Consider the following 26,236-nt stretch of genomic DNA (forward strand, 5'->3'; position numbering starts at 1 on the left):
GAATGTTAGGTGGGAGACGGAATCAGTGTTGCCGGTGTATTCAATTGGTGGCGACGGAGGTCGCGGAGCACGGTTTCGATGTCCAAGCCCGAGACATGTCGGCGACCCTGCGCGCGGGCATGTTCCATGGAGAGTTTGGCCAGGCGGTTGAGTTCCCGGGGAACAGAGCGGCCCGATGCGCCCAAGACACGCACGGCATCCGCATCGAAGACCTCGCCGGTGGGATGTCCGGCCACGCGCAGGCGGTGGGCAAGGTAGGGTCCGGTATCCTCGGGGGAAAGGCTGCCGAGATGGAAGCGGAGTCCGATCCGCTGGTCGAGGGAGGGCAGGACGGCCACCCGCCTCCTGAGCTCCGGTTGACCTATCAAGACAATCGTCAATAAACCACGGCCTTGGTCGTTGAGGTTGGTCAGGCGGTTGATTTGCGACAGGGTTTCATCGTCCATGTCCTGGGCCTCGTCGAAGAGGAGCAGCAGGTGCCGTTGGTGGAGGCGGTGGAGTTGGTCGAGCATGTCGCGGAAGAGGGCATAGCAATCGTAGAGGTTGGAAGCCCCGGCCGCCTCACGTTCCAGGCCGAAGGCGACCAGGATGCGCTTGAGGTGGTCTTCCAGCCGGAAGAAGGAGTTCTCGAATTGAATGACGCAGATGCGGTCGGGATCGGCCTGGGAGGCGAAAAGGTGGCGGGTCATGGTTTTGCCGCAACCGATTTCACCCGTGAGCATGCCCAGGTACATGGTTTCCTCGGCCACCAGGTAACCGAGCCGGGCAAGGGCCTCGGCGTGGGCACGGCTCTGGAAGTAGAACCGGCTGTCGGTGACCGGTTCGAACGGACGTTCCTGGATCTGCCAATGGGTGAGGAACGGGTTCGTCATGGGAGCAGGGCTTTTTTATCATGCCGGGCCTGCGCGAGCAAATAGCATTGCAGGGTGTCGCGCGCGTTGGATTCCCAGGTGAACCGGGCGGCATGGGCGAGACCGGCGTTGACGCGCCGGGCGCGTTCGGCAGGGGGGAGGGCGATGAGATCCTGGATGGATTGGGCGATGTCCCGGGTATCCGTTGCCCGGAAGCGAAGGGCGTCGGGACCGAGGATTTCGTCGAGCGAGCCCTCGGTGGAGGAGACGACCGGGCAACCGCAGGCCATGGCTTCGAGCGGCGGGAAGCCGAAGCCTTCGAAGAGCGAGGGAAAAACCAGCGCGGTTGCGCCCGCATACCAGAAGGGCAGATCGGCGCGGTCAACAAAGCCCAGGTGATGGATGCGCTCGCGGCAGTGGGAGGCGGCCAGGCGGCGGTGGATTTCCTCCGCCCCATGCCAGTCTGCGCCGCCGATGACGAGGTGCAGCCGGGGCTGCGAAGCGGCCACGGTTTCGAAGGCTTCAAAAAGGCGGATGTGATTTTTGGCCGGGTGTTCCAAACGGGCGATGTAAATGAGGTAGGGGTCGCCCGAGGGCCAGAGGGTGGCCAGGCGTTGGCGGAGGAGGGCGGGTTCAGGGGGATGAAATTGGGCGTGATCCAGTCCGTTCCAAATGACGCGGGTGCCGGTGCGCGGCAGATGGCAGAAGGATTCCAAATCGGCCGCGGTGGCATGGCTCACGGCGGTGAGCACGTCGGCATGTCGGAGAAGGCGGGGCACCACATGACGGCCGTAAGCCATGCGCGCGGCATCGTATTTGCCCGCAAGCTTGAATGCGGCGAGGTCGTGGACAGTCACGACCGAGGCGCAGGGCGGATGCCAGACGGCGCGTCGGTAACTGGGAATGTGGAGCACGTCGATTTTTTCCCGGCGCAGGAGCGCACGGAGACCGGTCTGGTGCCAGAAGACATTGCGGAGTGCGGGCCGCAACGATTCGGGGAGTCCGATCCAACGGAAATGGTCAAGCCAACGGGCGAAAAGCGCACGGTCCTCGTCGAGGCCGATGAGGCAAAGCTCGATATCGGCGGAAATCGAGCGGAAGCCGTCCAAGAGGCCGAAAACATAGGTGGCGATGCCCGAGCGGCCGCGCTGGATGACACTGGTGGAGAGGGCGACTTTCATCCGGCGGGCAGATCCAGGACCCGCTCCAACCGGGCAAGATGGATGACATTGCGGACACTGGCATGAGCGGACGCGATTCGAAAAGCGGCGCCCGGGCGGCGGGAAACCATTTTGAGACAACGCAGGAGGGCGCCGAGTCCGGTGCTGTCCATGAAGGGGCATTGGGAGAGATCGAGGGAGAGCCCCCGCGCCTCCGGAGCCAGGGCCCATTGTTCGAGGACCCAGCCGTAGAAGGCTTCGGAGTTCAGAGCCCGGAGTTCTTCCTGCCAGCTGAGTGTGAGGATATTCCCATTTCGAACCGACGATTCAGAAGGGGCGGCCGGCAGTTCGGCCGGCGAGGAGACGATGGGGAACATGCGGTCGAAGCGCATGGAGCGGAGGAGGTCGCCCGGTTGTCCGGGGGCGAGGACAGCCAGGGTGACCCCCGTTTCCGTGGCGGCTTTGAAGAGGGAGACCACGCGCCCCATGCCGGTGCTGTCCATGAAGGGCACGCCCGAGAGGTCGAGGACGACACGGCTGCGCCCGTGGGGAAGCCGGACGGGGAGTTGGCCGGCGGAGACGGCATCGGCGCGCCCGTTCCAGACCAGGCTGGCCCAGCCGTCGGGCCGGGAGGATACGGGAGTGGCCGGGGCCCGCGGTTTGGGTGAAAGATGGCGGCGTTGGTTGCGGACGTCGTTGGCGAAAAAGAAGAGGTCGAAGAGGTAGCGTCCACCGAGGCGGCGGGGTTCCTGGGCCATGCGGTAGAGCCATTCGATGCCTAGGGCGCCGGCCCAACCCGGAGCGCGGGAGAACTTGCCCGCCAGGAAATCGAAGGTGGCCCCGATGCCGATGGAGACGGCCGCCCCGTGTTCCTGGAGGTTCATGCCGATCCACTTTTCCTGTTTGGGACAACCGAAGGCGACCAGGAGGATGTCGGCGCGGGCTTCGCGGATGCGCCGGTTGATGCCTGCGTGGTCGAATTCATTGAGCGGTTTGTAGGGAGGGGATTCCATGCCGGCGATTTGTAGCCGGGGGTGTTTTTCCAGCAGGCGGCGGCGGGCTTCGCCCAAGACTTCATCGCTGGCCCCCAGAAAATACAGGCGCCAGCCGAGTTCTTCGGCTTTTTCACAGATTCGGGGCACGAGATCTGAACCGGGGACGCGTTCGGGCAAGGGGGCATTCATCCAGCGAGAGGCCCAGACCAGCGGGGTGCCGTCACAGAGAACGAGATCGGCGGACAGGAGGAGTCGCTGGAGCTCGACATCGCGCGAGGCCTGAGCGGCGAAATCGACATTGGCCGTGGCGATGAAACGGGGGGTCCGTTCCCTGACGGCGGCGGCGATCCAGTCCAGTGTCTGCTCCATCGTTAGGCGGTGGAAGGGGACACCAAGAAGCACCACAGAGGGCTCATCCAAAGAGGCCACAAGATTTACGGTAGGCCCTTGCTGGATGGTGACGAGAAAAAAGCGGAAAATTCAAGGACTGGGCCGGGTGGGTGAGGGTTTCGACTTGAGTCGTAATTGGCGGAAGGCAGAATGCTCGCGTGGGCGCAAGCAAACCCGGCGAACTGGGACGACAACAGGGGAGCGGAGCCGTGGCCGGGGCGGGGTCCGAACTATCGCGCCGGAGTACCCGGGCATTGGGGTTCATCGTGGTCGTCTCCTTTTTGGAACTGCTCCTGGTTCTGGGGGCGGTCTGGCTATCGCGCCACGATGCGGCACACATCAACATGGGGGGGCGCCAAAGGATGCTCTCGCAACGGACTGCTTTTTTTGCCCTGCAACTTTCTTCAGCGCCCGATCCCTCCGCTTATGGGCAATTACTGGGCAAGATCCGTGAAGCCTCGGATGAGATGCGTTCGGCCAACGGCCGGTTGAGCGGTGTCAGTCAGGGTATCTGGGGTTCCGGGAGGCTCAAAGAAGTCTACCAGCCCGGGCCGGGTTCGCTTCACGATCAAGTGGAGAATTACCTTTCCCTGGCCGGCCAGATCGGCTCCTTTCCATATTCCGAACGGGCGGCCGCGCAGCCCTTGATCGAGCAACTCAAGGCGGAGGCTGCGGGATCGCTGCTGACCCGCCTGGATCAGGCGGTGCTTCTGCACCAGCAAGCGGCGGAAAGTCACTGGAAACAGCTGGTTGGGTTGCAGATTGCCCTCTTTTTTCTCAGCCTGCTGGCCATCCTGTCCGCTGGTTGGTTCGGCATCCGCCCGATGACGCGGCAACTGGAAAGAGAAAACCGCGAGTTGTTGCTGGCGCAGGAAAAGCAGAACGAAGCCGTGCGCCAGGCCGAGGCGGCGAGCATGGCCAAGTCCCTTTTCCTGGCCAACATGAGCCATGAAATCCGGACCCCGCTCAATGGAATCATAGGCATGGCGGAACTTCTGGCTTCGACCCCACAGGACAGCCAACAGCATGAATTCACCCGTTCGATCCGCAAGAGCGGGGAAACCCTCCTGCAGTTGCTCAATGACATCCTGGATTTTTCCAAGATCGAATCCGGGCACATGGATCTGGAACGGATCGAATTCAGTTTGGAGGAAGTGGTGGGGAACTCGGTGGACCATGTCATCACCCGGGCGGCGGAGAAGGGCGTGGAGATGGGATACAACATCGACCCGGCGGTCCCCCTGAGTCTCATGGGTGATCCGACCCGTCTGGGCCAGATCCTCACCAACCTCATCGCCAACGCGGTGAAGTTCACCCAAAAAGGCGAGGTCAGCCTGAAAGTCACCGCGCCAGGGCCCGGATGGGTTCGCTTCGAGGTGCGTGACAGCGGCATCGGTATTTCCCGCGAGGAACAAGCGCGGTTGTTCAAGACCTTCAGCCAGGTGGACGCATCGACCACCAGGAAATTTGGCGGCACTGGACTGGGTCTGGCCATCTGCCGGAGATTGTGTGAGCTCATGCAGGGCAAGATCGGGGTGGAAAGCGAATTGGGCCGGGGGAGCATGTTCTGGTTTGAGTTGCCCCTGGGGGCGGGTCGTTCGGCCGTGGAGGATCGCACCAAGGTGGTGCATGCCCGCCTCGAGGGCAGGAGGGTGTTCATTCTTGATGACCAGCAGGTGAACGGAAAGATCCTTGAAATGCACCTGCGCAACTGGGGCATGGAATGCGACATCTTCCTTGAACCGGAGGAAGCGCTTGCCCGGATTCGTTCCGGAGTTTCCTACGATCTGGGCTTGGTCGATTACCAGATGCCGGGCATGGACGGGCTGGGTTTCGCGCACCAGGTGCGGAAGATCCTCGACAAGGACCGCCTTCCGATGATCCTCATTTCCTCGGTGAGTGATCCCGGTTTGATCGCGGACGACCCCGTGCAGCCTTTCCAAGCGGTCGGCCACAAGCCGGTGCATGCGCCGATCTTGCGCCGGTTGGTGGTCCAGGTGATGGCCGGTTCTAAGCGGCTGCGGCGAATCACCCAGACGGTTTCCCTCAAGCAGGTGAATCTCGGGCGGGAGTATCCCCTGCGGCTCCTTCTGGCCGAGGACAATCCCACCAACCAGAAGGTTGCGCTCCATCTGCTCAAGCGCCTGGGCTACACCGCGGATCTGGCCGAAAACGGGCGCATGGCGGTGGAAATGGCGGGACGGGGGGGATACGATCTTATCTTCATGGACGTGCAAATGCCGGAAATGGACGGCCCGGAGGCCACCGCAGAAATCCGGCGCCTTCCCGGAATCCGCCAGCCGCGCATCGTCGCCTTGACGGCCAATGCCATGAAAGGGGACAGGGAACGCTACCTGGCCGCCGGGATGGACGATTACCTGAGCAAGCCGGTGCGGTTGGAGGACCTGGAGGAGGCCTTGTTGCGTGCTGTTGTTCCTGCTGATCCGGCTTTGGCGGGGCAAGGTCGGGAGGAGGCGGCGACCGGGGAGGAACTGGAGGTCGATGTCACGCAGGTCGATTCTTTGGTTGATGGATTGGGACCGCAATTTCCGGTTGTGCTGGGTGAACTCGAGCGAGCATTTGCCGAACGCATCAGAACCTTCCAATCCCTGGCCGCAACCGGTCAATGGGCGGAGGCTCGGGCGACCGCGATCGAATTGGCCGGTGAAATCCAACCGTTCGGTCTGCGCCGTTTGGTGGAATTTCTGGAGGCGGTGGGCCGTTTCGAGGAAGCCCCGCCGCCCGCCACGCTGGCGGAATGGGGCCAGTCGATCGCCCTGCTTTTTGACCGGGGACTTCTGGTTCTGAAAGAACGGGCCCGGCTATGAATCTGCAGGCCATGGATTACTTGCGGTTTGTTGGAGCTACGGTTTTCATTTTCCTGGCCGCGGTGTTTTTTTTCCGTCAGTTGATGCGGCCGGCTGCTCCGGGACAATACTGGTGGGTGGTGGTTTTCGCGTCCATTGCCGGGCATGAGACGGTGGAATTGATGGAGATTTGGTTCGGGGTGCTGGCGCGGTGGCCCCATCTCAATTTGGCGGTGATGGTGGTGGGCACGGTGGTGCTGGTTTGTGCCGGTGCCCGGCGTTCTTTCCACACCCCTTTCTTGATCGTCCCGTTTTTGGCGGGCGCGCTCTGCTTCCTTTTGCCCGCCGCGATGCTGAATGATGGCGAGGTTCTCTTTTCCGTCCTTCTTTTCCCAGTGGCAGGACTTTGGGCTTCTTTTCGGACTCGCCAGTCGGAAACGGAGCCGGGCGCCAGACTGTGGTGGATTCTCTTGTCATGCTGGTTCCTTTGTTTTTCCGCAGAGTTTCTGCTGCAATTCTGGAGCTTGTCCGCGTCCCAATGGATGTGGCTTCCGGCCCTTCTGCTGGTAAGCGGGGTTGCGGTGCTGGTTTGGCGTGATTTGCTGGCCACTCCGATGGAGGGGAGTTTTATCTCCCGTTCGGTCCACTCCGGGAAAACACGCACCGATTGGGTGCCCTTGCTGATTCTGGCCCTGATCCTGGCGTTGGGATGGCCGCTGACCCACCTGGCCGGACATTGGGCCTGGCAGGGAATCACCGCTTCATTGCTCGACCGCACAGCAGTGGCGGCCGCTTCACTGGATCCGAACCAAGTGGACCAATTGGTGAAAGCACCCAACCCGACCCAGGCTCCTTCTTATGGGGCCATCCGGGAAATTCTCGGGCGCATGCACCGGGCTGACGCGCGGATGCGTTATGTCTATCTCATGGGGCAGAAGCAGGGCCGGGTGGCGTTTTTGGCCGAGGCAGAAGGGCCGGACAATGCGGTTCCCGGGGAGGCCTATGAAGATGCCAGCCCGGAATTGGTGGCGTCCTTCACCAATGGAAAAGCATTCGTCGAGGGTCCCTTGCCTGATGCCTGGGGAATCTGGGTCTCAGCGCTGGTTCCCTTGCCCGATGAAAACCGGGGAGTGCGGGCGGTTTTTGGCATCGATCTGGATGCCCACGAAGTCATGGCGGAAGTGGCCAAGTACCGGATGGTGGCCGTTTTGGGCACCGGATCGATGGCTTTGATTGTGCTCGGGTTTTCCCTCAGCCTGGTCTGGAGTCGGCACCAGTCCCGCCGTCTCGAATCCATTGAGTTGCAGGCCCGCTTGCTCGACCGGGCCATCGGCCAGATCAATACCGGCGTGGTCATCGCCGACATGTCGCTGCCGGATCATCCATTGATTTACGTCAATCCAGCCTTCACCCGCATGACCGGATATGGAAAGGAGGAATGCCTGGACCGGAATTGCCGTTTCCTCCAGGGGCCGGAGACCTCGGGCGCGGAAATCAGGAGAATCCGCGAGGCCGTCCGCCTCCACCAAGCCTGCACCGTGACCCTGCTCAATTACCGGAAAGATGGGTCCTCGTTCTGGAACGAACTCACGCTTTACCCGATTTTCTCATCCGTAGGGATGTTGGCCTATTACGTTGGCATCCAGAACGATGTCGGTGAACGGGTTCTTTTCCAAGAGGCATTGAAAGTGGCCAAAGATGCCGCGGAGCAGGCCAACCGAGCCAAGTCCCATTTCCTGGCCAACATGAGCCATGAGATCCGCACCCCGCTCAACGGCATCATTGGCTCGATTGAACTGATGGAAAGTCGTCTGCAATCGGACGATATGAACGAGTACCGGGACACACTCCGCGCCAGCGCCGACCACCTGCTCTCGTTGATCAACGACATCCTGGATTTTTCCAAGATCGAATCGGGCAAAGTGGAACTGGAGGAGGTGACGGTGGATCTTCCCCTCCTGGTCGAGGAGGTGTTCGATCTGGTACGCGGGCCCGCGGGAAAAAAGAAACTGGCCATGGCCCATTTCTGGGAGTCGGACTCCCCGAGGGAGGTCCGGGGAGATCCGGTTCGTCTGCGGCAGATCCTGCTCAATCTACTCAGCAACGCGGTCAAGTTCACCTCGGAGGGCGAGGTGCGCCTGATGGTGGGTCCAGCCGGCCCGTCGGGCTGGGAACTGGAAGTGAGCGATACCGGCGTGGGATTGAGTCCGGAACAACAGGCGCATCTTTTCCAGCCCTTTGCCCAGGCAGATGCCTCGACGACGCGCCGATTTGGTGGCACCGGATTGGGCCTGGCCATCATCAAGAGGCTGGTCGAACAGATGGGGGGAGGGGTGGGTTTGGAAAGCAGGGCCGGAGAAGGCGCCTGCTTCAAGGTGCGGTTGCCGCTGCCCGTGCTCAACCGGGTCAAGGATGGACCGCTTCCCCGCGATTGGAAGGGCAGGACGATCGGCCTTTGTGGCATCGAACCCCTGACAGCCCGGTGTATCAAATCGGCGGCGGCGGTCTGGGGCGTGTATGTGCGCATTGAATCGATCGAGACCTGGGATCCGTCCAGACCCGGGGTGTCGGCATGGCTCCTGGGCGAAGAATTGGCGGGAAGGGTCCTGGACGGGCAGAGGTCGGTGCCCGCGCACGTGCCAGTTCCGGTGGCCGTGGTGGCCTCGGGCCTGCAGAGCCCGGCGCTGTCCGTACCGGTGCTCGCCTGGCCGTTGCGTCCGGGCAGGTTGCGGCATCTCCTGAAAAACTGGTCGGCGTCCTCCTCCGCTGTCGACGAGGACAAGACCAGCCCGAAATCCGTGGCAGTCAGCGCGAACCCCCTGGATATTCTGGTGGCGGAGGACAACCAGATCAATCAACGGATCGCGGTGGAGATGCTCCGTCGCCTGGGACACCGGGTCGAGAGCGTATCCGATGGCCGAGCCGCCGTTTTGGCGGTGGAGTCGCACGCGTTCGATCTTGTTTTCATGGACGTCCAGATGCCGGTCATGGGCGGACCGGAGGCGGCGGCGGAAATCCGCAGCCGGATGACCGGTAGGAGACGTCCTTACATCGCCGCCCTGACCGCCAATGCCCTGATGGGGGACCGCGAGAAATTGATCGCCGGGGGGATGGATGATTACCTCAGCAAGCCGGTGACTCGGACGAAACTGCAGGAAGTGATCGAACGGGCGCAGCTTGCACGGTCGATGGGGCCCGCGTTGGATGCCGGGGCGCTTGAGGCCATGGCCCAGGGATGGCCCCCGGAATTTGAAGAGATTTACCAGGGCTTTGTCAGGGAAGTGCCCGGCATGTTGGAGCGGTTGTTCCGCGCCGAAGCGGGGGAAGCCCGCAATCTGGCCCATCAGTTGAAAGGAAGCGCCTCCAGTTTCGGCTTCAAGGCCTTTGCCGGAATGATGGCCTCGCTGGAGTCCGAGGCCAAGGAAGGCCGGTTGCCACCGGGCGGAAGCACGGCAAAGGCGGGAGAACTCTGGGCCCGTTCTGTTGCCGAGGCCGGGGAAGTGCGCAGCAGGCTTCGCGTTGATATCCCCAAGGGTTGAGTGAATCCCCAATGCCAATAACTGCCGAATCGGTGCTAAGACGCCTTTTTGCGGGCACCAAGTCTATCCTCTTAGAGCGGTTTGCATTTGATTAGCAGTGGTTTCAACACGTTTCTCTTACTCGCTCTCGTGCGCGTTCTCTCCCATTCAGAGAGCAGGAGAAAGAGAAAGAGTATGGGAACGAGCAGCTGATCAAATGCAAAATGCTCTAATCCACAAGGGACAACAAGGGGATGGGCCTAGCCTTTGATCAAGGGCGGCAGTTTTTCAGGGGGAAGTCTAACTACTGACCAGCAGTTGCTTCACCTGTTCTTGCATTTGGATCGGACTGAAGGGTTTGGTGACAAAATGGGATACGCCCAGCTGTCCGGCTTCGTCGCGCATCGTTGCGGCTCCCCGTGCGGTCAGGATGATCACGGGCATGGTGGCCCCCTCCTTCAACCGACGGAGTTCACGCACGGTTTCGAATCCATCCTTACCCGGCATCATCACATCAATGACCAACAAATCGACCCCTCCTTGGGCGACACGGGCCAGGGCTTGTTCGCCGTCGGAGACCGATTCCACTTTGCAGCCGATCTTGCCCAGGGTGAAGGTGAGCAGGCGCAGCATGTGCTTTTCGTCGTCGCACAGTAGGATGGTTTTGTTGTTCATGGGAGGGGGAGTCTTTCCAAGACCAGGAGACTGCGGTCGTCGCCCGCCGCACGGTTGCCGCAGAATTCGTCGATCTCCGAGAGTATCCGCTCACAATACTGTGGCAACGGCAGGTCGCGCAGGCGGTCGGCGATGGCCAGCAGACGCTGCATGCCCAGTAGTTCGCCACTGGGGGATTCGGCTTCAAAGAGGCCGTCGGTCTGGAGGAGCAACCGGTCTCCGGGGAGAATCTGGACCGTCGACGCGCTGTAGTTCTGGTCATCCACGATGCCCAGCGGGAACCCTCCATCGCCCATGATGATTCTGGGTTCACCGCTGGCAGGGACGAGCAGGGCGGGCCCGTGACCGGCGCTGCAAAGGTTGACGTTTCCGTTTTCCAAATCGGCGTAGGCACACTGACAGGTGATGAACATGTCGAGATGACCCAGATCTTGGAAGAGTTGGGCGGCGATTTCCGCCATCAATTGCTCCGTTTTCGGGGCCATGGAAGAGCGGGCGTGGACGGCCGTGCGGAGGATGGTGGCCAGAAGGGCGGCCGAAACCCCTTTGCCCATGACATCGGCAATGAGCAGAAAAAGCCCCTCCTGTCCCACCGGCAGAACGTCGAGGTAGTCCCCCCCGACTTGGCGGGCACTACGGCAGATACCGTGGGTGCGGTAACCCGGCGGGGAGGGGAATTGCTTGGGCAGGAGCTGTTGTTGGATCTGTGCGGCGATTTCCAGTTCGCGCAGGGCGCGTTGTTCCTGCGAACGCTGGCGTTGGAGTTGGTCGAGGGCGATGGCGATGCCAAGAAAGTCGGCGAATGTCCGGGCGATGTGGAGCTGACCGGCGTTGAAATACGGCTGGGAAGTTTCGCGGCCCAGAACCAGGACACTGAGGATCGTCTCGCTGAAAGAAACCGGGCAGGCGTAGCACTGCCCGATGGCATGGAGTGGATCGGAGGGATCGAGGGCCGCCGACCGCTCGACGGTGGCATCCTGGTGGCTGGTGAAAACCCCGCCTTCCAACCAGGAAGGCCGGGTCTCGCGTTCCTGGGGAAAGCCCGGGGGTGGGGTGCCGACTTCCAGCCGGGTGACGATCTTTGCCGATTCCGGCTTGAGTTCCGCCAGGTAGACCCAATGGCAGTCGAGTAGTATTTTGAGTTGTAAGAGCGATTGCTGAAGAAAGCCCTGGAAGTCCCTGCTGGTGGCGAGCGCATCACCCAACCGGAAGAGGGTCGAGAGATTCTCATAACTGATGCTGAGTTCTTCCGTCATCGAGCCGAGGGTGGATTCGATTTCGGCCGGGGATTCCTGGTGGAAGGAGGCGGGTCCGGTGATTTTCTCCAGCAGGATCTGGTGTCCGCCGGGCACGGAGAGGTGCTGGACCCGGTCCACCAATTGCTCCATGAGGAAGAGGCCGCGACCGCGTTCGGAGAAGGGGTCCTCGGGTTGTGACGCGGTTTTTTCCGGTTGGAAGTTTCCGGGGTCCTGCACGCGGATGCGGAAGGTTTCATCCTGCCACTCCCAGAAGAGGGAAATTTGTTTCGCCGGATCGAGTTGGGCCCCGTGTTCGGCTGCGTTGTTGGCCGCCTCGGTGGCGGCAAGCTCGATGGCTTGGAGAGGGTCCGGGGACATGCCGTGGGTGCGGCAAAAGCGGACAAGCAGGGCAACGGCCTTGCGGACGTCCTCCAAGCGTGCGGGGAAAGCGCAGCCACCGCCTTCATGGTGGACGAAATCCGGTTTCATCCCTGGTCTCCGGTGGAGAATAACAGGGACGCGCGGCGGCGGATCATGGCCCGCATGCCGGGGGTGTCGGCGAAGAGCTGCATGGCGGCGTGCGGCCATTCGAGCTGATCCCCGGCGCTGTGGCTTCCATGGAGATCGGACAGGGCGAGCAGCCCGGGCCGGGCCTGGCGCAGGCGTTCCGCGGTCTCCGCAGGAACGTCCGCCAGATCGGAAGCACGGCGGGGGAGGGTGCCGATCCAGGTGAAATGTCCTTGGGCGATCTCCCTCAGCCAGTCGTGGCGGCGAAGGATGAGAGGTCCGCACAAACCGGTCTCAATGCGGGTACTCTTGGAACCCGGAAGGTGCACGTCCCAGACCGAAGTGCCCCGGCAGAACAGGCGGGCCGGAAGCCAAAGCAGCAGCCAGAGGAGGGCGGCGGAGGCGCGGCCAAGAAGGCCGGTTTTTCCCGGCTCGGCCGAGTTGCGTCCGGAAACCAGGTCGTCATGCAGATCCAGGCGGAGGTGACGTTCCAGATCGAGCACGACCCCGCCATCGGCGGCACGATGGTGCCAAAGGGTGCGCTCACCCAGGCAGGTGTCGGCCAAGATGATGCTCCGGGTGATTTCAGAGTGAGGGCCGATGAAGCAGCGGTCGCCGATGAGGGCCTCCGGCCCGATGACCGCCCCGGCGTCAATTTCGCACCCGGCACCGATACGGTAGGGAGGCCTGAGTTGGGCGGCGGGATGGATGCGGACACGGGGCCCGATCCATGCGCCATGGCCGTGGGAGACATCGATGTGTTGTTCGCCCGCTTGGCGGCCGGCCAGCCACTCGAAATTCAATTGGGACCACAGGGCCAGCAAGCCGGCGGCGTCCCGAGGTTCGGCAATCTGCGAACCACCGGGAAGCCCGGCCAGGCGTATTCCCTGATCCGGCAGTTTTTCGTTGGCGGTTGGCACCCGGATCTCGACCGGGCGGGACCAGCGTTGGTGGCGCTCGAAGTGGGCGCGGATTTCCGAGGGCCGGTCGGCCACGACCAGGGTGATTCTTTCGGCACCGGTGCGTACGGCATGGTCCATCCAGTGGGACAAGAGGGGTTCATCGCCGACCGGCCAAAGAATGAACGGCAACGGGTTGCGCCAGATGGTGTCGAGGTGTCCCCAATCGGGACAGATCCAGACCGGTGCTTTCATTTCAGTAGGCCCCCTTGCCCAGCAAGACGGCCGGGATGGTCAGGAAGAGCAGCTTCAAGTCCACCCAGATGCTTTCGGAGCGGATGTATTCCAGATCGAGGCGGACCTGTCCGGCGAAGTCGATGTCGCTCCGTCCGCCAACCTGCCAGAAGCAGGTGAGGCCGGGCCGGACCATCAGGCGGCGGCGTTCTTCGACCGAATAGAGGGCGACCTCGCGGGGCACCGGCGGGCGCGGACCGACCAGGGACATGTCGCCCCGGAAGACGTTCCACAATTGCGGCAATTCATCGATGGAGTACTTGCGGATGAAACGTCCGATCGGGGTGATGCGGGGATCGTCTTTCATCTTGAAAATGACCCCTCCGGCCACTTCGTTCTGTTGCAGGAGTTGGTCCTTGAGGGCGTCGGCGTTGGGCACCATGGAACGGAATTTCCACATGCCAAAGGCCCGCCCGAAGCGGCCGACCCGTTGCTGGCAGAAAAAGACCGGCCCTCCATCGCGGCGGATGATCAGGGCCACCACCAGAAAGAGGGGGGAAAGCGCGAGGAGTCCACAACCGGAGGCGAAGAGATCGAGGAGGCGCTTGAGGGCGCCGGAGCCGTCGACCACGGTGCGCCAGAGCCTTTTTTTGATCGCCAGTTGCAACCGCATCTGCCAACGCGTGGCCGGATCGGAGGCACGGGCCCAGTACAGCATGGATTCCAGGTCTTCCGGGCCGGGTGATTGCGGGGCGGAGTTCAAGTCCGGGCTCCTTTGCCGCTGTGGGCCAGTTCGGCCAGACGTCTTCCCAGTCGGGTGATGTAGTCGTCAAAATCGTAATCGCGGTTGACCCGGATCCTGCCATTTTCGCCCATGGAGCGGGCCCGGTTTTTATCACCAAGGATTCCGTCCACGGCGGCGGCGAAGGCATCCCGGTCCATCCAGGGGACGAGGTGGCCGTTTTCCCCATCGGTCAACCAGTCGGAAATCCCGCCGGCATCGAAGGCGACGACCGGCAGGCCGAAGCGCATGACCTCCAGTCCGACGGTGGCGATGGGCTCGGGCCAGACCGAGGGAATGAGGACGGCGGAAGCTTCGGCATAGTATTGCCGGAGTTCGTCCTGTGGAATGAAACCCGCGAAACGAACGCGGTCCTGGAGGCCCAGTTTGCGGGTGAGTTTTTCGCAGGCGGGCTTGTGGTGGCCATCGCCGAGGACGATGAGTTCGAAGGGGTGTTTCAATCGGGCCAGGGATTCGAGCATGACGTCGACGCCCTTGCCGCGGATGATCTGGCCGGCGTAGACGAGGAGGTTGCGCTCGGAGAAGCTGCTGGTGAGGGGCGGGGCCGGGCGGGGAACCGGCGGGAAAATCTCAATGCGCGCGGGATCAAAGCGGTTGATTTCCAACTCGTGGCGCATGTATTGGGTGACGACAAAGTGGGCGGAAAAACGTCGGTTGGTTTCGATTTCGCGCAGCTTGGCGGAATAACTTTGCCAGGAAAAGGGGAGTGCCCCTCCGCGTTGCCGCTTCAAGGGCGCCAGGCAGGGGACGACACACCAGGGCGAGGCGGGGCGGCGGCAGATCTTCCGGTTGAAGACGTTGTATTTGTAGCTGCGCAGACAGTAAATGTCATGGTCGTGGACCATGCGGGCGGCGGGAATGCCGGAAGAGAGCAGGGTTTCCAGACTGGAAAGATCGTCCCATTTGTGGACATAGAGGACATCGGGTTGGAAGGAGGCCAGGGCCGCGGCGGGATCCCCGCAAAAGAGGTTTGGGGCGAAGAGGGAATCCCAGGCGGCCTCGGACTTGCCGCTGCGGCGGCGGTGCAGCAACCCGATATCCCAACCGGCCTTTTTCAATTCGGTGGCGGTGATGTGGACATTGGCCTCGGCCCCACCCAGGCTGCCCAAGGTTTCATGAACGTAGAGAAGTTTCATGAACTTGTACGCAATTCTATATTTACCGGTCCACGCGACAAGCTAATATCCCGGATATGGGAACCATCGTTGCAGTGGAAACCGAGGGCACGTCGCTCCGGCTTTCTGTGAAAGCGGAACGGTTGGACGCCGCCTCAGCGCGCATCTTCAAGCAGGAAGTCGAGTCGGCCTGGCCGCCCGGGGCGGCCCAGGTGGTGATCGATCTGGCGGCCGTGGCTTTTGTGGATAGTTCCGGGATAGGTGCGATCCTGGGTATTTACAAAAAATTGCCCACCGGCGGCGTGGTGCTGACCAACGTCCGACCCCAGGTGCGCACGGTGATCGAGTTGCTGCGCCTGCACCGGATTTTCGAGATCCGGTGAGCCGGGAGGGAAGGACTACGATTTCCCAGAACCGTTATTTCCCGGAGACCTGCCCTGAATTGTCGGACAGGTTGGACGGTTATCTTGAGGCTCTGGGAAACCGTCTACGCGCCCAGGAATGGGCGGGAGCGGATCACCTTCTCCTGCTCGGCGGAGGGTATGGTCGCGGGGAAGGCGGGATTCATCGGGTTGAGGGGTCGCCTCCCTCCCTTTACAACGACCTGGAGTTTTACCTTGTGGTGCCTGCGCCGGCCGTGAACCGGGCGCGGGCCTGGTGTGCGCAGGAAAGCCACCTTGGGGAGGAGGCGACCGGCATTGAAGTGGAATTCAAGGTGATGCCGCGGTCCGCATGGCGGAAGTCCACTCCGGGCATGTTCACGTATGATTTGGCGGTGGGCCATGTGCTGGTTTCGGGCGATGAAGCCATTCTGGCCGAGCTGGCGCCGGAAATCCTTGATCCCGGCCGCATCCCGCTGCTGGAGGCCACGCGTCTGTTGTTCAACCGTGGCAGCAGCTTGTACTTCGCCGGCCACGCGCTTCGTTTTCAAACCGAGCGGTCGCAGGGGCCCTACGTGGAGCGGGTACAATCCAAGCTGAAGCTGGCCCTGGCCGATGCCGTCCTGGCGGCACGGGGGGGCTATGATCGTTCATGTCTGGTCCGCCGTGAACGTGCGGCCGAGCTGACAGGTGATCTGCCACCCGATTGGCCGCAGATGCTGGCGTGGCATGCGGAGGGGGTGGAATTCAAGTTGCATCCGGTGCACCGAGCCGCTGGAAGGCAAGCGTTGGAACAAAGCCAAGCGGATTTGCAGCGGGTGTGGGCTTCCACTTGGCTGTGGTTGGAAAGTGTCCGCCTGGGGCACGGTTGGGATGACCTCGCCGCATACGCACAATGGAAGGGCGATCTCGTGCCGGGCGGGAGCGGCTTGCGTTCATTCCTGCTCCGGGTGCGGGACGGCCTGCGTTATCGGGAAGTGTTGCCGAACTGGTCCCGGGCGCCCCGGGCCAGCCTGATGCGGGCCTTGGCCGCAGTGCATGGGGGAAGGGAAGATCTGGCCGCGGCCGCACTGGGTGTTTCCGTGGATTCCCGTTTGATCCACGACAGCTTCCGGCGTTGGTGGCTGCGTTACAATTGATCAGACCGGCAGGACAGAAGCGGGGATTCCGCGGATTTCCACCGGGCCGCCACCCTCGGCCAGTTCCCGTTTCACCAGGCCGAGGCCGATCCAGCCGGCAACCTGAGGGTGGGCGCAGGCACTGGTGAGGGTACCCGCCTCTTTCCCGTCGGCGATCAATGGAAGGGGCAGGGAATCCGGGGTGTTTCCTGTTCCTGTGAGCCGGGCCAGTTTTTTGTTCACGTGTCCTTTGCTTTTGATCCGGGCGATGACTTCCTGGCCGATGTAGCAGCCTTTGCTGTAACTGATCGCATCACGATCCAAGGCCGCTTCGGGAGGCAGCGTATGGGGGGTCATTTCCCGGCCCCAAGCGGGGATCCCCTGGTGGATGCGGCAGGCTTCGACCCAACGGTCCGGTGCCAATGGCCAGGGTGCGGTCCCAGGTTCCGTGTTCCAAACATCCTTCCCGGCAAAGCCGAACCTTGAGGAGGCGATTGCTGGAGAAGTCGAGCCCTCCGGTGTTCTGAGAAAATGGAAACCGGTCATGGTATCAGAGACATCCTCCATGGTGACGTCGTCGGCGATGATGTAGCGTTCCAAACGGGCGCCGAGGGACTCCCGCAGTTCCATCGGGGCGTCGACCCAAAGACAATCCTCGCCGGGGGTGATCCAGACTTCCCCCTCCATTTTCCCTTTGGCATTGCATACGGCGGCATGGAGGGCGCGGCCCGGGACGAGCTTGGCCACGTCGTTGGTCACCTGGCCGTTGAGGTAGCGGACGCGGTCGCGGCCGGTGAATTTCCACACCGCTCGGGGTGAAAGGGGAATGGCCAAGCGGCCTTCGAGGAGATCGTTCCAGGGATTCATCGGCTTGGTGCAGTGGTGATTGTCTTCTGGCGAAGCCGGAAAAGTCCACTATTTTCAGGACATGGCCTACGACTCGATGCAGGAATTTGCCGCTGTGCTGGAAGCGGCGGGGGAATTGGTGCGGGTGCGGGAACCCCTTTCGGTGGATTTGGAGATTGCCGCCCTGGCCGACCGGGAGATGAAAAAACCCGGCGGGGGAAAGGCCCTGCTGGTGGAAAAGCCGCTGTTGTCCGACGGCTCTCTTTCCCGCTTTCCCCTCCTGGTCAACAGCATGGGCAGCCATCGCCGCATGGCCATGGCCCTGAATGTGGGCGATGTGGACGAGGTCGCCGCCCAACTTGGATTCCTCATGAAGGCCAAGCCGCCCAAGTCGTTGGGCGATGCCTTTGAGTTGGTGCGCAACGGCATCGATGTCGTCCACGCCAAGCCCTGGACCGTCCGCACCGGCCCCTGCAAGGATGTCATCCTCCGCGATGGCCCGGGCCTGGCCGCCCTGCCCGTGTTGAAATGCTGGCCGGAGGACGGGGGGCCGTTCGTCACCCTGCCCAATGTCCACACCCAGGATCCCGACACCGGCGAGCGGAATGTGGGCATGTACCGCATGCAGGTGTTTGATGGGTGGACCACCGGGATGCACTGGCAGGTGCACAAGGTGGCCGCGCGTCATGGTCGCCGTTATGTCGAAACCGGCCGACGCATGCCCGTGGCCGTCTGTCTGGGCGGCGATCCAGTGTACACCTTTTCCGCCACCGCCCCCCTGCCGGACGGGCTGGATGAACTCCTGTTGGCGGGTTTTCTGCGCAAGAAGGCGGTACCGTTGGTCAAATGCGAGACCTCGGATCTGATGGTTCCCGCGAACAGTGATTTTGTCATCGAGGGATATGTCGATCCGACCGAGCCGCTGCGCGATGAGGGTCCCTTCGGCGACCACACCGGTTTCTACACCCCGGTGGACAAGTATCCCGCATTCCACGTCACCTGCATCACCCACCGCAGCGATGCCATCTATCCGGCCACCGTCGTGGGAAAACCCCCGATGGAGGATTTCTACATCGGCGGCGCAAGCGTGCGCATCTTCCTCCCGGTGTTCAAAATGAATTTTCCCGAGATCGTGGACATCGCCCTTCCGGCCGAGGGGGTCTTCCACAACCTGGTCTTTGTCAGCATCAAGAAGCAATACCCCTATCAAGCTTTCAAGATCATCAACGGGCTGTGGGGCATGGGGCAGATGATGTTTTCCAAGATCATTGTCTGCGTCGACGCCGATGTCGATGTGCACAACACCAGCGACGTGCTCTTCCATCTTTGCTCCAACATCGATCCCGAGCGGGACACGATCTTCACCAAGGGGGTTTGTGACAGCCTCGACCATGCGCCGACGGTGCCGAACATCGGCACCCACATGGGTATCGATGCCACGACCAAGCTGCCGGGCGAAGGATACACCCGGGGTTGGCCCAAGCGTTGCACCCACCCGGGAGAATTGTTGGATAAAATCGCCCGATTGCCCCTCTAAATGCGTGGGCGGCACCGATCGTGCTTTCCATGGCACGCCGGACCGGCTATGAAATGGGGATGAACAGCCATGTACGGCTGCTGGGCTTGTGGTTCATGGCGGTCGCCCCGCTCCGGGCCGCCGGAGAGCTCAACTATTCCAACGACATCATCCGCCAGAGGGTCAACGATGTTCCCGCTGTCCAGGCCCGCAGTCTGCTCAATGCGGATGTGGTCGACCTTGAGTTCAAGGTGGATGATTTCTCCTCCCGCGAGTCGTCTTTTTCCGGCAAGAACTTCAAGCGCCCCTCCGTCAATCAGAAGTACCGCACCCTGCTCCGTAGCAGGTTCGGGGACGGGTTGGTCTGGGAGAGCGGTCTGGATCTGGCTGTCTCCCGGACCAGTCTCTGGGACAACACGGGACGCGAGAATGTCAACGCGTTTTGGAAGCCGGAATACCTCAACCGCTTCATCATCCGTCCGAATGAAAAGTCGGAATGGGTGGTGAGCCAAAGCACCTCGCTGGAACAACGCTCCGACACCCAGGGGACGACCGAGTTCTGGCGGGCCCATATGGCTTTCCGCCAGCAGATCACCCGCATGACCGAGATGCGCCTGGAGGCCTGGCACGACAACACGGAGCCTGCGGGTCCCCGGCGGGCCATCAGCACCGATGCCGCTTCCTTTTCGGTTTCGCAGCAGTTGGGGACCCCGAATCTCAAACTGCGGCTCGGAGGGAAGATCCTCCAACAGGATCACCAGGAGCGATCATGGGACGACCGTGAGATCCTCCGGCGGGAGGCGGGGCTGGACTGGCGGTTGACGCCGCTCTTCAGCCTCTACGGGGGAACGGCATGGGAGGAGGAAGATCGCCCGCAATGGATACGGCAGGAGGAGCGGTTGCTCTACGAATTACGGGGCAAGTGGACCCCGGACCCCATCTTCCAGCTCACCGGGGGTCTATCGCTTGACAGCCAACAACAGGCCGGAGGGGACAGCGGGCACAGCCGCGTTTTCTTGCGGGGCGATCTCAAGCACGATGCCGATCTCTCCACCTTCCTTCACGCGCGCTGGGAGCAGTGGGAGCGCACGGATCCCGATGGAACCGAGGTTTCCGGCCAGGAGAAGGTTTTCGTTGGCGCGGGACAGGATGTGCAGATCGATCCTTCCACCCGTTTCACGGCGGAATACGCCATGGCGGACGAGAGCCAATATGGCAGAAGCGGCCGGGATGAGTCCCTCGTGGAACACATGATTTCTTTCCTGGTCACGACGCAGTTCTGATCATTTGGAAAGCCGGTTGGCCAAGCAGCGGATTGCCCTTATTCTGGCTTTGTGAAAATTGTCGTCGCCATCACCGGGGCCAGCGGCTCGCTCTACGCCCAGCGCCTTCTGGCGTTGTTGGACGGGGCCGGCCATGAAATCCATGTTTGTTTGAGCAGCCATGCCCGCGAGGTGGCCGAGGCGGAAACCGGCGGGCTGGCCATTCCGGAAGGATTCACGGTCCACTCCGACCGGACGATGCAGGTGCCCTTCGTCAGCGGCTCGGCCCGATTCGATGCCATGGTGGTGGTTCCCTGTTCGATGGGCACGGTTGGACGGATCGCCCATGGCTATTCCGACAGCACGATCACCCGTGCGGCCGATGTGTTTCTCAAGGAAAAGCGCAAACTCATCCTCGTTCCGCGCGAGACGCCGTGGAACCTCATCCAGGCGCGCAACATTGTCACGGTGCTCGAGGCCGGAGCGCTGGTTCTGCCCGCCATCCCTTCCTTCTACGGCCGGCCCTCCAGCGTGGAGGAAGTGGTGGACACCGTGGTGGCACGCATCCTTGACCATTTGGGGATAACACATGACTTGGTGGCCCGCTGGAAAGAACCCCGGGTGGAGGACTGACGACAATCCGCTTTGCTCGATGCGATTCCCGCGTATGTTGGTTGGCCCATGCATGCGTCAAACCAGGCCCAAGCGGAGGCCGAAGCGGCCCCATCCGAGCCTGTTTGGCTGCGCTTCGGACGTTTCATCCGCCTTTCCCACACGGTGTTTGCCCTTCCGTTTGCGCTCGTCTCGATGCTGGTGGCCGCCCGCGGACTTCCCCCATGGCCCGTGGTGGGTTGGATTCTGCTCTGCATGGTATCCGCCCGCACCGCGGCCATGTTGTTCAATCGCCTGGCCGATTGGGACATCGACCAGTTGAACCCGCGAACCCAGGACCGTCACCGCCTCGTGCCCAAACCCCTGGCCCGTGCGGCCTGGGTGGTTTCGGTGGCTGTATTTGTTCTCGGCGCCTGGCAACTCAACCTCCTTTGCCTGGTGCTGGCACCGGTCGCGATTGGCATCATTTCTTTTTATTCCCTCTGCAAACGATTCACTGCCTACGCTCATCTGTTCCTGGGCCTGGCCCTGGCGGTCGCCCCCATGGGGGCCTGGGCGGCGGTGAGCGGTGAGTTATGGTCCCCGGCGCCCTATCTTCTGGCGATGGGGGTGCTCTGCTGGGTCTTCGGCTTCGATCTCATCTATGCCACCCTCGACATGGAGTTCGACCGCAAGGCGGGCCTGCACAGCTTCCCGGCGCGCTACGGCTTGACCGCTGCCCTCCGGCTGGCGGTCGGGTTGCACGGGATGGCGGCAGTCCTCTTTTTGGTCTTCGGCTGGTGGGCGGGTTTCGGTTGGATCTACCTTGTTGCCTGGCTGGCCTGCGTGGTTGCCTTGGTTTACGAACACCGGCTGAGCCGCCAAGGCGACCCCACTTCGATCAACCGTGCCTTTTTCGCCGTCAATGCCGTGGTGGGCCTTTTGCTTTTGTCCGGCACGGCCTTAGATGTATTCTTCTGACCCTCGCGACACCCCACAGACCATGGAACTGAACGACATCATCCGGAAATCAGAATCGGGGGAACGTCTGTCCGTTGCCGAGGCCGTGCATCTTTACCAGTCCGCCCCGCTCGAGGAACTGGGACGTCTGGCCAGCCGGGTGCGCCAACAGAAGAACGGCAACCGGGCCAGCTACGTGCTCAACCGTTACCTCAATTATTCCAATGTCTGCATCCTCAGTTGCCAATTCTGTTCCTTTTACCGCCGCAAGCGCGACCCGGATGCCTTCGAATTCGCCATCCCGGAAATGGTGGAAAAAGCCCGGGAGTCGCTGGCTGACTGCATCACAGAGATCCACATCGTGGGTGGCCTCCATCCCAGCCTCCCGTTCAGTTACTACACCGGCATGCTGCATGCCCTCAAGGCCCTCGACCCGGCCCTCAGTCTCAAGGCCTTCACCGCCATTGAAATCCGCCACCTGGCCGAACGGGTGTACAAAAAATCCATCCGTGAAACCCTGGAAGCTCTGCGCGAGGCCGGTTTGGATGCCCTGACCGGTGGAGGGGCGGAGATCTTCGATGCCGGTGTGCGCGACCGGATCTGCCGCGGCAAGGAGTCGGCGGAGGAATGGCTCGAAGTCCACCGCACCTGGCACCAACTCGGACAGCGCAGCACCTGCACCATGCTCTATGGCCATGTGGAAACCGTCGAGCAACGCTTCCAGCATTTGGCACTGTTGCGCGATTTGCAGGACGAAACCGGTGGCTTCACCGCCCTGGTGCCCTACGCATTCGAACCGGAGAACAATGAGCTTGCCCACCTTCGCCGTATCTCGGGTTTGGAGGAATTGCGCATGCTCGCCATGTGCCGCCTCTTCTTGGACAACTTCGACCATCTCACCGCTTACTGGATCAGCACCGGGTTGGGACTGGCCCAGGTGGCGTTGAGCTACGGGGTGGACGACCTGCACGGAACCATCGCGGAGGAAAAGATCTTCCACATGGCCGGGGCCAAGACTCCCGCCGCCCAGACCCGTCACAGTCTGGAGCAGGCCATCCGCGAGGCCGGTTTTGTCCCGGTGCAGCGCGACACGGTTTATCAGCCGGTTTGACCTTGTTCCGCGGGAAGCGGCGGCTAGATTTGGGGCAACCAGATGTGGCGGCGCGGAGGCGGACGAACCCCGCCAGGGCCGAAAGGCAGCAACGGTACCCTGACCTGCGCGGCCGCTGCATTTGGCCTGGGCCGTAGGGGGCTGGGGAGACTCAGCGCGTGGCGCGCTCGGCCGCCGTTACTGTGTTGGCCATCAGGAGCGCAATGGTCATCGGACCGACGCCGCCCGGATTCGGGGTGACATGGCCGGCCACTTCGCACACTCCGGCGAAATCGATGTCGCCGACCAGTTTGTATCCCTTGGCCGATGATGGGTCCTCGACCCGGTTGACCCCCACGTCCATGACGACGGCACCGGGCTTGACCATCGAGGCCTTGACGAATTCCGCCTGACCCATGGCGGCGACGATGATATCGGCCTGTCTGACCAGGCTGGCGATGTCGCGGGTGCGCGAATGGGCCAGGGTCACGGTGGCGTCGGCGTGTTTGTCCTTTTGGCAAAGGATGGCGGCCATGGGTTTGCCGACGATGTTGCCCCGTCCGAGCACGACGACATGGGCGCCGGCGGTCTTAATGCCGCTGCGGATGAGCAATTCCTGTACCCCCGCTGGCGTGCAGGGGCGGAAGCCGTCCGGATCACCCAGGAGCAACTTGCCAAAATTCACCGGATGGAAGCCGTCGACGTCCTTGTCCGGGGAAAGGGTGGAAAAGACGACCGTTTGTGAAATCCCCGGAATGGGAGCCTGGACCAGAATGCCGTGAATGGCCGGGTTGGCGTTGGCTTCGCGGATGGCGGCCAGTAATTCGTCCTCGCCCGTGCCCTCGGGGAAAAGCCGGGTCGAGGCCCTGATGCCCAACTCGGCCGCTTTCTTGTCCTTCATGCCCACATAGGCCTTGGAGGCGGGATCATCGCCCACGCGCATGAATTGGATGTGCGGCTGGATGCCCCGTTCCTTCAAACGCGCCACGCGCCCGGCGGTTTCAGCATGGATCTCGGCGGCTATTTTTTTTCCGTCAATCAATTGGGCGCTCATGGGCCATCATTGAACCGGAGCCGGACGGCCAGTCCAAGACCTTTCTCAGCGCAGCCACGAACCCCAACAGGAAGCCGAAGCACTGAGAAGTCGTTGCCAAGCAGGAGGGCGAGTCTATTTTTGTGGAATGCCGCAATCCTTCCCCGCCCGACTGATGATCGGTGCCAGTGAACACTCTGCCGACTTGTTATACGCCACCCGCATGTTTGTTCCCGATCCTTTTGTCTGGCTGCAGACGGGTCGCAAGACCCTGGGAGTCTTCAGTGCATTGGAAGTGGATCGCGCCCGCGGCCAAGCCCGGCTGGATGAAGTGATGGAGCAGTCCCAGGTGGAGGCGCTGCTCAAACGTCCGCCCGCTGCCGCGGCTGGGCGATTTCTCCATTCGATTGCGGCCTTGTTGCGTTCCCGCCGCATCCGGACGGTCGAGGTCCCTTATTGGACGGAGGCGGGATTGGTGGAGTTTCTCCGCAGCGAGAAGATACGTGTGGAGATCGTTGATGGCCCTTTTTTTCCCGGGCGAGAAATCAAAACCGAAGAAGAAGTCCGCGCGATCATCCGTGGCCAGCGACAGGCGGAAGCCGGTATGGCCCGGGCCTTCGAAGTGCTCCGCGCCTGCTCTGAGGGAAACCGTCGCCTGTTGCGCTGGAATGGGCGCGCACTGACTTCGGAAATCCTGCGGGGTGAGATTGATGCTGCCGTGGTGCGGGCCGGGGGAATCCCCGGCCATACCATCGTGGCTGGCGGCTTGCAGGGTTGTGACCCACACGAACGCGGTCACGGGCCTTTGAGAGCCCATGAAGCCCTCATTCTTGACATTTTTCCCCGTGACCAGAGCAGTGGCTATTTCGGCGACCTCACCCGCACTGTGGTCAAGGGGCGGGCTTCCGAGGCTTTGCGACGGCAATACGCCACGGTGCTCGCCGGCCAGAAGAAGGCCCTCCGTGCCATCAAGGCCGGTGTGGACGGGGCCAAGTTGCACCAGTCGGTGAAGGATTTCTTCACATCAGAAGGCTACCCGACCGAGCAACGGGAAGGCCGCTGGGTCGGTTTCTTCCATGGCACCGGGCACAGCCTCGGCTTGGAAATTCATGAGCCTCCACGCTTCGCCGCCGGCAAATTCAAGGCCGGGCATGTCATGACGGTCGAACCGGGACTCTACTACCCGGAAACCGGCGGCGTGCGCATCGAGGATCTGGTCACGGTGACCCGGACCGGCCATCGCAATCTGACCCGCACCCCCAAGTTTTTGGAGATTTAACAGGTGGCCATCCTTGCCTAATCGGGCCCGACCCCGTACGATTTCCCGCTATGGCACGCAACGCACTGGGCAAGGGATTGGGCGCCCTCATCGGCGGCAACGCCGCCGCCGTCACTCCGGTCGCCCTCGAACCCGGTGAATCCATCCGACAGGTCGGATTGGACACCATCGTCCCCAGCCCGTTCCAACCCCGCCGCACCTTCACCGCCGAGCACCTCGACGAACTTGCGGCCAGCATCCAACAACATGGCATCATCCAGCCCCTCGTGGTCCGGCGTGTGGGCAACAAACACGAGCTCATCGCCGGGGAACGTCGCTGGCGCGCCGCCCGCCTGGCCGGCCTGAAGGAAGTCCCCGTCGTCGTCCGCCAGAAGACCGACCAGGAGGCCGCCGAAGAGGCCCTGATTGAAAACCTCATCCGCGCCGACCTCAATCCGATGGAAGAAGCCGACGGCTACGCCCGGTTGATTGAGTCGCACCACCTCACCCAGGAGCAAGTCGCCGAGCGCGTGGGGAAAAGCCGCACCGCAGTCACCAACGCCCTCCGCCTGCGCAACCTCAGCACTTCCGTCCGCACCCTGGTGGGCGAAGGCAAACTCTCCTCCGGCCACGCCAAGGTCCTCCTCGGTCTGCCCACGGCGGCCCTCCAGGACAGCGCCGCCAAATCCGTCGTCCAGGGCGACCTCTCCGTCCGCGCCACCGAGGCCCTGGTCCGAGCCCTCCTCAAGTCCGGGGGCAAGTCCTCCGGGAAAAAAACCAAGCCCGCCGCCGCCGATTGGCGCGACATCGAACTCCGTCTCCAGCGTTCCCTTGGCACCAAGGTCCGGCTCGTCGGCTCGGGCAAAAAGGGCCACCTGGAAATCCAGTATTTCAATGAAGCCGATCTCGACCGCCTCCTTCTCCAATTCGGCGTTCGTCCGGAATAATTCCACCTGCACGGCTTCGCGCTCTTCGCGAACTTTGCGGTAAA

The 26,236-nt window shown here is 62.3% G+C and carries 21 protein-coding genes and 1 other RNA gene; 12 read left to right on the forward strand and 10 right to left on the reverse strand.

What is annotated here, in order from left to right:
- Window positions 1-5 precede the first annotated feature (5 nt).
- From SFU85_02510 to SFU85_02520, 3 genes are read right to left on the reverse strand one after another with little or no spacing between them, the layout of a single operon-like run.
- Window positions 6-872 (reverse strand): AAA family ATPase, encoded by an 867-nt coding sequence (locus SFU85_02510; protein MDX6765641.1) that lies wholly within the window; start codon window positions 870-872, stop codon window positions 6-8.
- Complete coding sequence (locus tag SFU85_02515; GenBank protein ID MDX6765642.1) at window positions 869-2,032, reverse strand: glycosyltransferase family 1 protein; 1,164 nt, start codon at window positions 2,030-2,032, stop codon at window positions 869-871. The genes SFU85_02510 and SFU85_02515 overlap by 4 nt, the downstream gene beginning before the upstream one ends.
- Window positions 2,029-3,375, reverse strand: coding sequence for a WecB/TagA/CpsF family glycosyltransferase (locus tag SFU85_02520; protein MDX6765643.1), 1,347 nt, complete (start codon window positions 3,373-3,375; stop codon window positions 2,029-2,031). The genes SFU85_02515 and SFU85_02520 overlap by 4 nt, the downstream gene beginning before the upstream one ends.
- A gap of 179 nt (window positions 3,376-3,554) precedes the next feature.
- Between SFU85_02520 and SFU85_02525 the strand changes: the two genes are divergently transcribed.
- Both SFU85_02525 and SFU85_02530 read left to right on the forward strand, forming a co-directional pair.
- A complete protein-coding gene (locus tag SFU85_02525) occupies window positions 3,555-6,224 on the forward strand; it encodes a response regulator (protein MDX6765644.1) in 2,670 nt (889 codons plus the stop codon).
- Complete coding sequence (locus SFU85_02530) at window positions 6,221-9,742, forward strand: ATP-binding protein (protein MDX6765645.1); 3,522 nt, start codon at window positions 6,221-6,223, stop codon at window positions 9,740-9,742. The genes SFU85_02525 and SFU85_02530 overlap by 4 nt, the downstream gene beginning before the upstream one ends.
- Window positions 9,743-10,021: 279 nt before the next feature.
- Here SFU85_02530 and SFU85_02535 read toward each other — a convergent pair whose 3' ends face one another.
- From SFU85_02535 to SFU85_02555, 5 genes are read right to left on the reverse strand one after another with little or no spacing between them, the layout of a single operon-like run.
- The gene (locus tag SFU85_02535) at window positions 10,022-10,396 is read right to left on the reverse strand and encodes a response regulator (protein ID MDX6765646.1); all 375 of its coding nucleotides are present in this window, start codon (window positions 10,394-10,396) and stop codon (window positions 10,022-10,024) included.
- On the reverse strand, window positions 10,393-12,123 hold the full coding sequence (locus SFU85_02540; protein ID MDX6765647.1) for a SpoIIE family protein phosphatase: 1,731 nt from the start codon (window positions 12,121-12,123) through the stop codon (window positions 10,393-10,395). The genes SFU85_02535 and SFU85_02540 overlap by 4 nt, the downstream gene beginning before the upstream one ends.
- Window positions 12,120-13,295 carry a hypothetical protein gene (locus SFU85_02545; GenBank protein MDX6765648.1) on the reverse strand — a complete coding sequence of 392 codons (1,176 nt, stop codon included), beginning with the start codon at window positions 13,293-13,295 and terminating at the stop codon, window positions 12,120-12,122. Before SFU85_02545 ends, SFU85_02540 begins: the two co-directional genes overlap by 4 nt.
- 1 nt (window position 13,296) lies before the next feature.
- A complete protein-coding gene (locus SFU85_02550) occupies window positions 13,297-14,037 on the reverse strand; it encodes a sugar transferase (GenBank protein ID MDX6765649.1) in 741 nt (246 codons plus the stop codon).
- Window positions 14,034-15,212 (reverse strand): glycosyltransferase family 4 protein, encoded by a 1,179-nt coding sequence (locus SFU85_02555; protein ID MDX6765650.1) that lies wholly within the window; start codon window positions 15,210-15,212, stop codon window positions 14,034-14,036. The genes SFU85_02550 and SFU85_02555 overlap by 4 nt, the downstream gene beginning before the upstream one ends.
- A 56-nt stretch (window positions 15,213-15,268) precedes the next feature.
- Here SFU85_02555 and SFU85_02560 point away from each other — a divergent pair, with 56 nt between their 5' ends.
- Both SFU85_02560 and SFU85_02565 read left to right on the forward strand, forming a co-directional pair.
- Complete coding sequence (locus SFU85_02560; GenBank protein ID MDX6765651.1) at window positions 15,269-15,574, forward strand: STAS domain-containing protein; 306 nt, start codon at window positions 15,269-15,271, stop codon at window positions 15,572-15,574.
- A 71-nt stretch (window positions 15,575-15,645) separates the two neighbouring features.
- Window positions 15,646-16,710: a hypothetical protein gene (locus SFU85_02565; protein ID MDX6765652.1), complete on the forward strand. Its 1,065-nt coding sequence runs from the start codon at window positions 15,646-15,648 to the stop codon at window positions 16,708-16,710.
- Here the strand turns inward: SFU85_02565 and SFU85_02570 are convergent, their stop codons facing one another.
- Window positions 16,711-17,556, reverse strand: coding sequence for a glycine cleavage T C-terminal barrel domain-containing protein (locus tag SFU85_02570; protein MDX6765653.1), 846 nt, complete (start codon window positions 17,554-17,556; stop codon window positions 16,711-16,713).
- Between the two features lie 61 nt (window positions 17,557-17,617).
- Between SFU85_02570 and SFU85_02575 the strand changes: the two genes are divergently transcribed.
- From SFU85_02575 to ffs, 6 genes are all read left to right on the forward strand, one after another.
- A complete protein-coding gene (locus SFU85_02575) occupies window positions 17,618-19,072 on the forward strand; it encodes a menaquinone biosynthesis decarboxylase (GenBank protein MDX6765654.1) in 1,455 nt (484 codons plus the stop codon).
- 59 nt (window positions 19,073-19,131) lie between these two features.
- Window positions 19,132-20,334, forward strand: coding sequence for a hypothetical protein (locus SFU85_02580; protein ID MDX6765655.1), 1,203 nt, complete (start codon window positions 19,132-19,134; stop codon window positions 20,332-20,334).
- A gap of 51 nt (window positions 20,335-20,385) precedes the next feature.
- Window positions 20,386-20,946 carry a UbiX family flavin prenyltransferase gene (locus SFU85_02585; GenBank protein MDX6765656.1) on the forward strand — a complete coding sequence of 187 codons (561 nt, stop codon included), beginning with the start codon at window positions 20,386-20,388 and terminating at the stop codon, window positions 20,944-20,946.
- Between the two features lie 48 nt (window positions 20,947-20,994).
- Window positions 20,995-21,885 carry a UbiA-like polyprenyltransferase gene (locus SFU85_02590; GenBank protein ID MDX6765657.1) on the forward strand — a complete coding sequence of 297 codons (891 nt, stop codon included), beginning with the start codon at window positions 20,995-20,997 and terminating at the stop codon, window positions 21,883-21,885.
- Window positions 21,886-21,907: 22 nt separating this feature from the next.
- Window positions 21,908-22,975, forward strand: coding sequence for an aminofutalosine synthase MqnE (gene mqnE / locus SFU85_02595; protein MDX6765658.1), 1,068 nt, complete (start codon window positions 21,908-21,910; stop codon window positions 22,973-22,975).
- A gap of 41 nt (window positions 22,976-23,016) precedes the next feature.
- An RNA gene (ffs, locus tag SFU85_02600) (signal recognition particle sRNA small type) lies at window positions 23,017-23,100 on the forward strand.
- Between the two features lie 26 nt (window positions 23,101-23,126).
- Here the strand turns inward: ffs and SFU85_02605 are convergent.
- Entirely contained in the window at window positions 23,127-24,008 is an 882-nt protein-coding gene (locus tag SFU85_02605; protein ID MDX6765659.1) for a tetrahydrofolate dehydrogenase/cyclohydrolase catalytic domain-containing protein, read from the reverse strand.
- Window positions 24,009-24,135: 127 nt separating this feature from the next.
- Here SFU85_02605 and SFU85_02610 point away from each other — a divergent pair, with 127 nt between their 5' ends.
- Both SFU85_02610 and SFU85_02615 read left to right on the forward strand, forming a co-directional pair.
- Entirely contained in the window at window positions 24,136-25,266 is a 1,131-nt protein-coding gene (locus SFU85_02610) for a Xaa-Pro peptidase family protein (protein ID MDX6765660.1), read from the forward strand.
- Between the two features lie 50 nt (window positions 25,267-25,316).
- Window positions 25,317-26,192, forward strand: coding sequence for a ParB/RepB/Spo0J family partition protein (locus SFU85_02615; protein MDX6765661.1), 876 nt, complete (start codon window positions 25,317-25,319; stop codon window positions 26,190-26,192).
- Window positions 26,193-26,236 lie beyond the last annotated feature (44 nt).

The organism is Candidatus Methylacidiphilales bacterium (assembly GCA_033875315.1).
In the GTDB taxonomy this organism is placed as follows: domain Bacteria; phylum Verrucomicrobiota; class Verrucomicrobiia; order Methylacidiphilales; family CAZTYG01; genus JANRJG01.

Bases quoted from the DNA above. Each gene is read 5' to 3' on its own strand.
- SFU85_02510 (MDX6765641.1), bottom strand. From the start codon at position 872: ATGACGAACCCGTTCCTCACCCATTGGCAGATCCAGGAACGTCCGTTC.
- SFU85_02515 (MDX6765642.1), bottom strand. From the start codon at position 2,032: ATGAAAGTCGCCCTCTCCACCAGTGTCATCCAGCGCGGCCGCTCGGGC.
- SFU85_02520 (MDX6765643.1), bottom strand. From the start codon at position 3,375: ATGGAGCAGACACTGGACTGGATCGCCGCCGCCGTCAGGGAACGGACC.
- SFU85_02530 (MDX6765645.1), top strand. From the start codon at position 6,221: ATGAATCTGCAGGCCATGGATTACTTGCGGTTTGTTGGAGCTACGGTT.
- SFU85_02535 (MDX6765646.1), bottom strand. From the start codon at position 10,396: ATGAACAACAAAACCATCCTACTGTGCGACGACGAAAAGCACATGCTG.
- SFU85_02540 (MDX6765647.1), bottom strand. From the start codon at position 12,123: ATGAAACCGGATTTCGTCCACCATGAAGGCGGTGGCTGCGCTTTCCCC.
- SFU85_02545 (MDX6765648.1), bottom strand. From the start codon at position 13,295: ATGAAAGCACCGGTCTGGATCTGTCCCGATTGGGGACACCTCGACACC.
- SFU85_02555 (MDX6765650.1), bottom strand. From the start codon at position 15,212: ATGAAACTTCTCTACGTTCATGAAACCTTGGGCAGCCTGGGTGGGGCC.
- SFU85_02560 (MDX6765651.1), top strand. From the start codon at position 15,269: ATGGGAACCATCGTTGCAGTGGAAACCGAGGGCACGTCGCTCCGGCTT.
- SFU85_02570 (MDX6765653.1), bottom strand. From the start codon at position 17,556: ATGAATCCCTGGAACGATCTCCTCGAAGGCCGCTTGGCCATTCCCCTT.
- SFU85_02575 (MDX6765654.1), top strand. From the start codon at position 17,618: ATGGCCTACGACTCGATGCAGGAATTTGCCGCTGTGCTGGAAGCGGCG.
- SFU85_02580 (MDX6765655.1), top strand. From the start codon at position 19,132: ATGAACAGCCATGTACGGCTGCTGGGCTTGTGGTTCATGGCGGTCGCC.
- SFU85_02590 (MDX6765657.1), top strand. From the start codon at position 20,995: ATGCATGCGTCAAACCAGGCCCAAGCGGAGGCCGAAGCGGCCCCATCC.
- mqnE (MDX6765658.1), top strand. From the start codon at position 21,908: ATGGAACTGAACGACATCATCCGGAAATCAGAATCGGGGGAACGTCTG.
- SFU85_02605 (MDX6765659.1), bottom strand. From the start codon at position 24,008: ATGAGCGCCCAATTGATTGACGGAAAAAAAATAGCCGCCGAGATCCAT.
- SFU85_02610 (MDX6765660.1), top strand. From the start codon at position 24,136: ATGCCGCAATCCTTCCCCGCCCGACTGATGATCGGTGCCAGTGAACAC.
- SFU85_02615 (MDX6765661.1), top strand. From the start codon at position 25,317: ATGGCACGCAACGCACTGGGCAAGGGATTGGGCGCCCTCATCGGCGGC.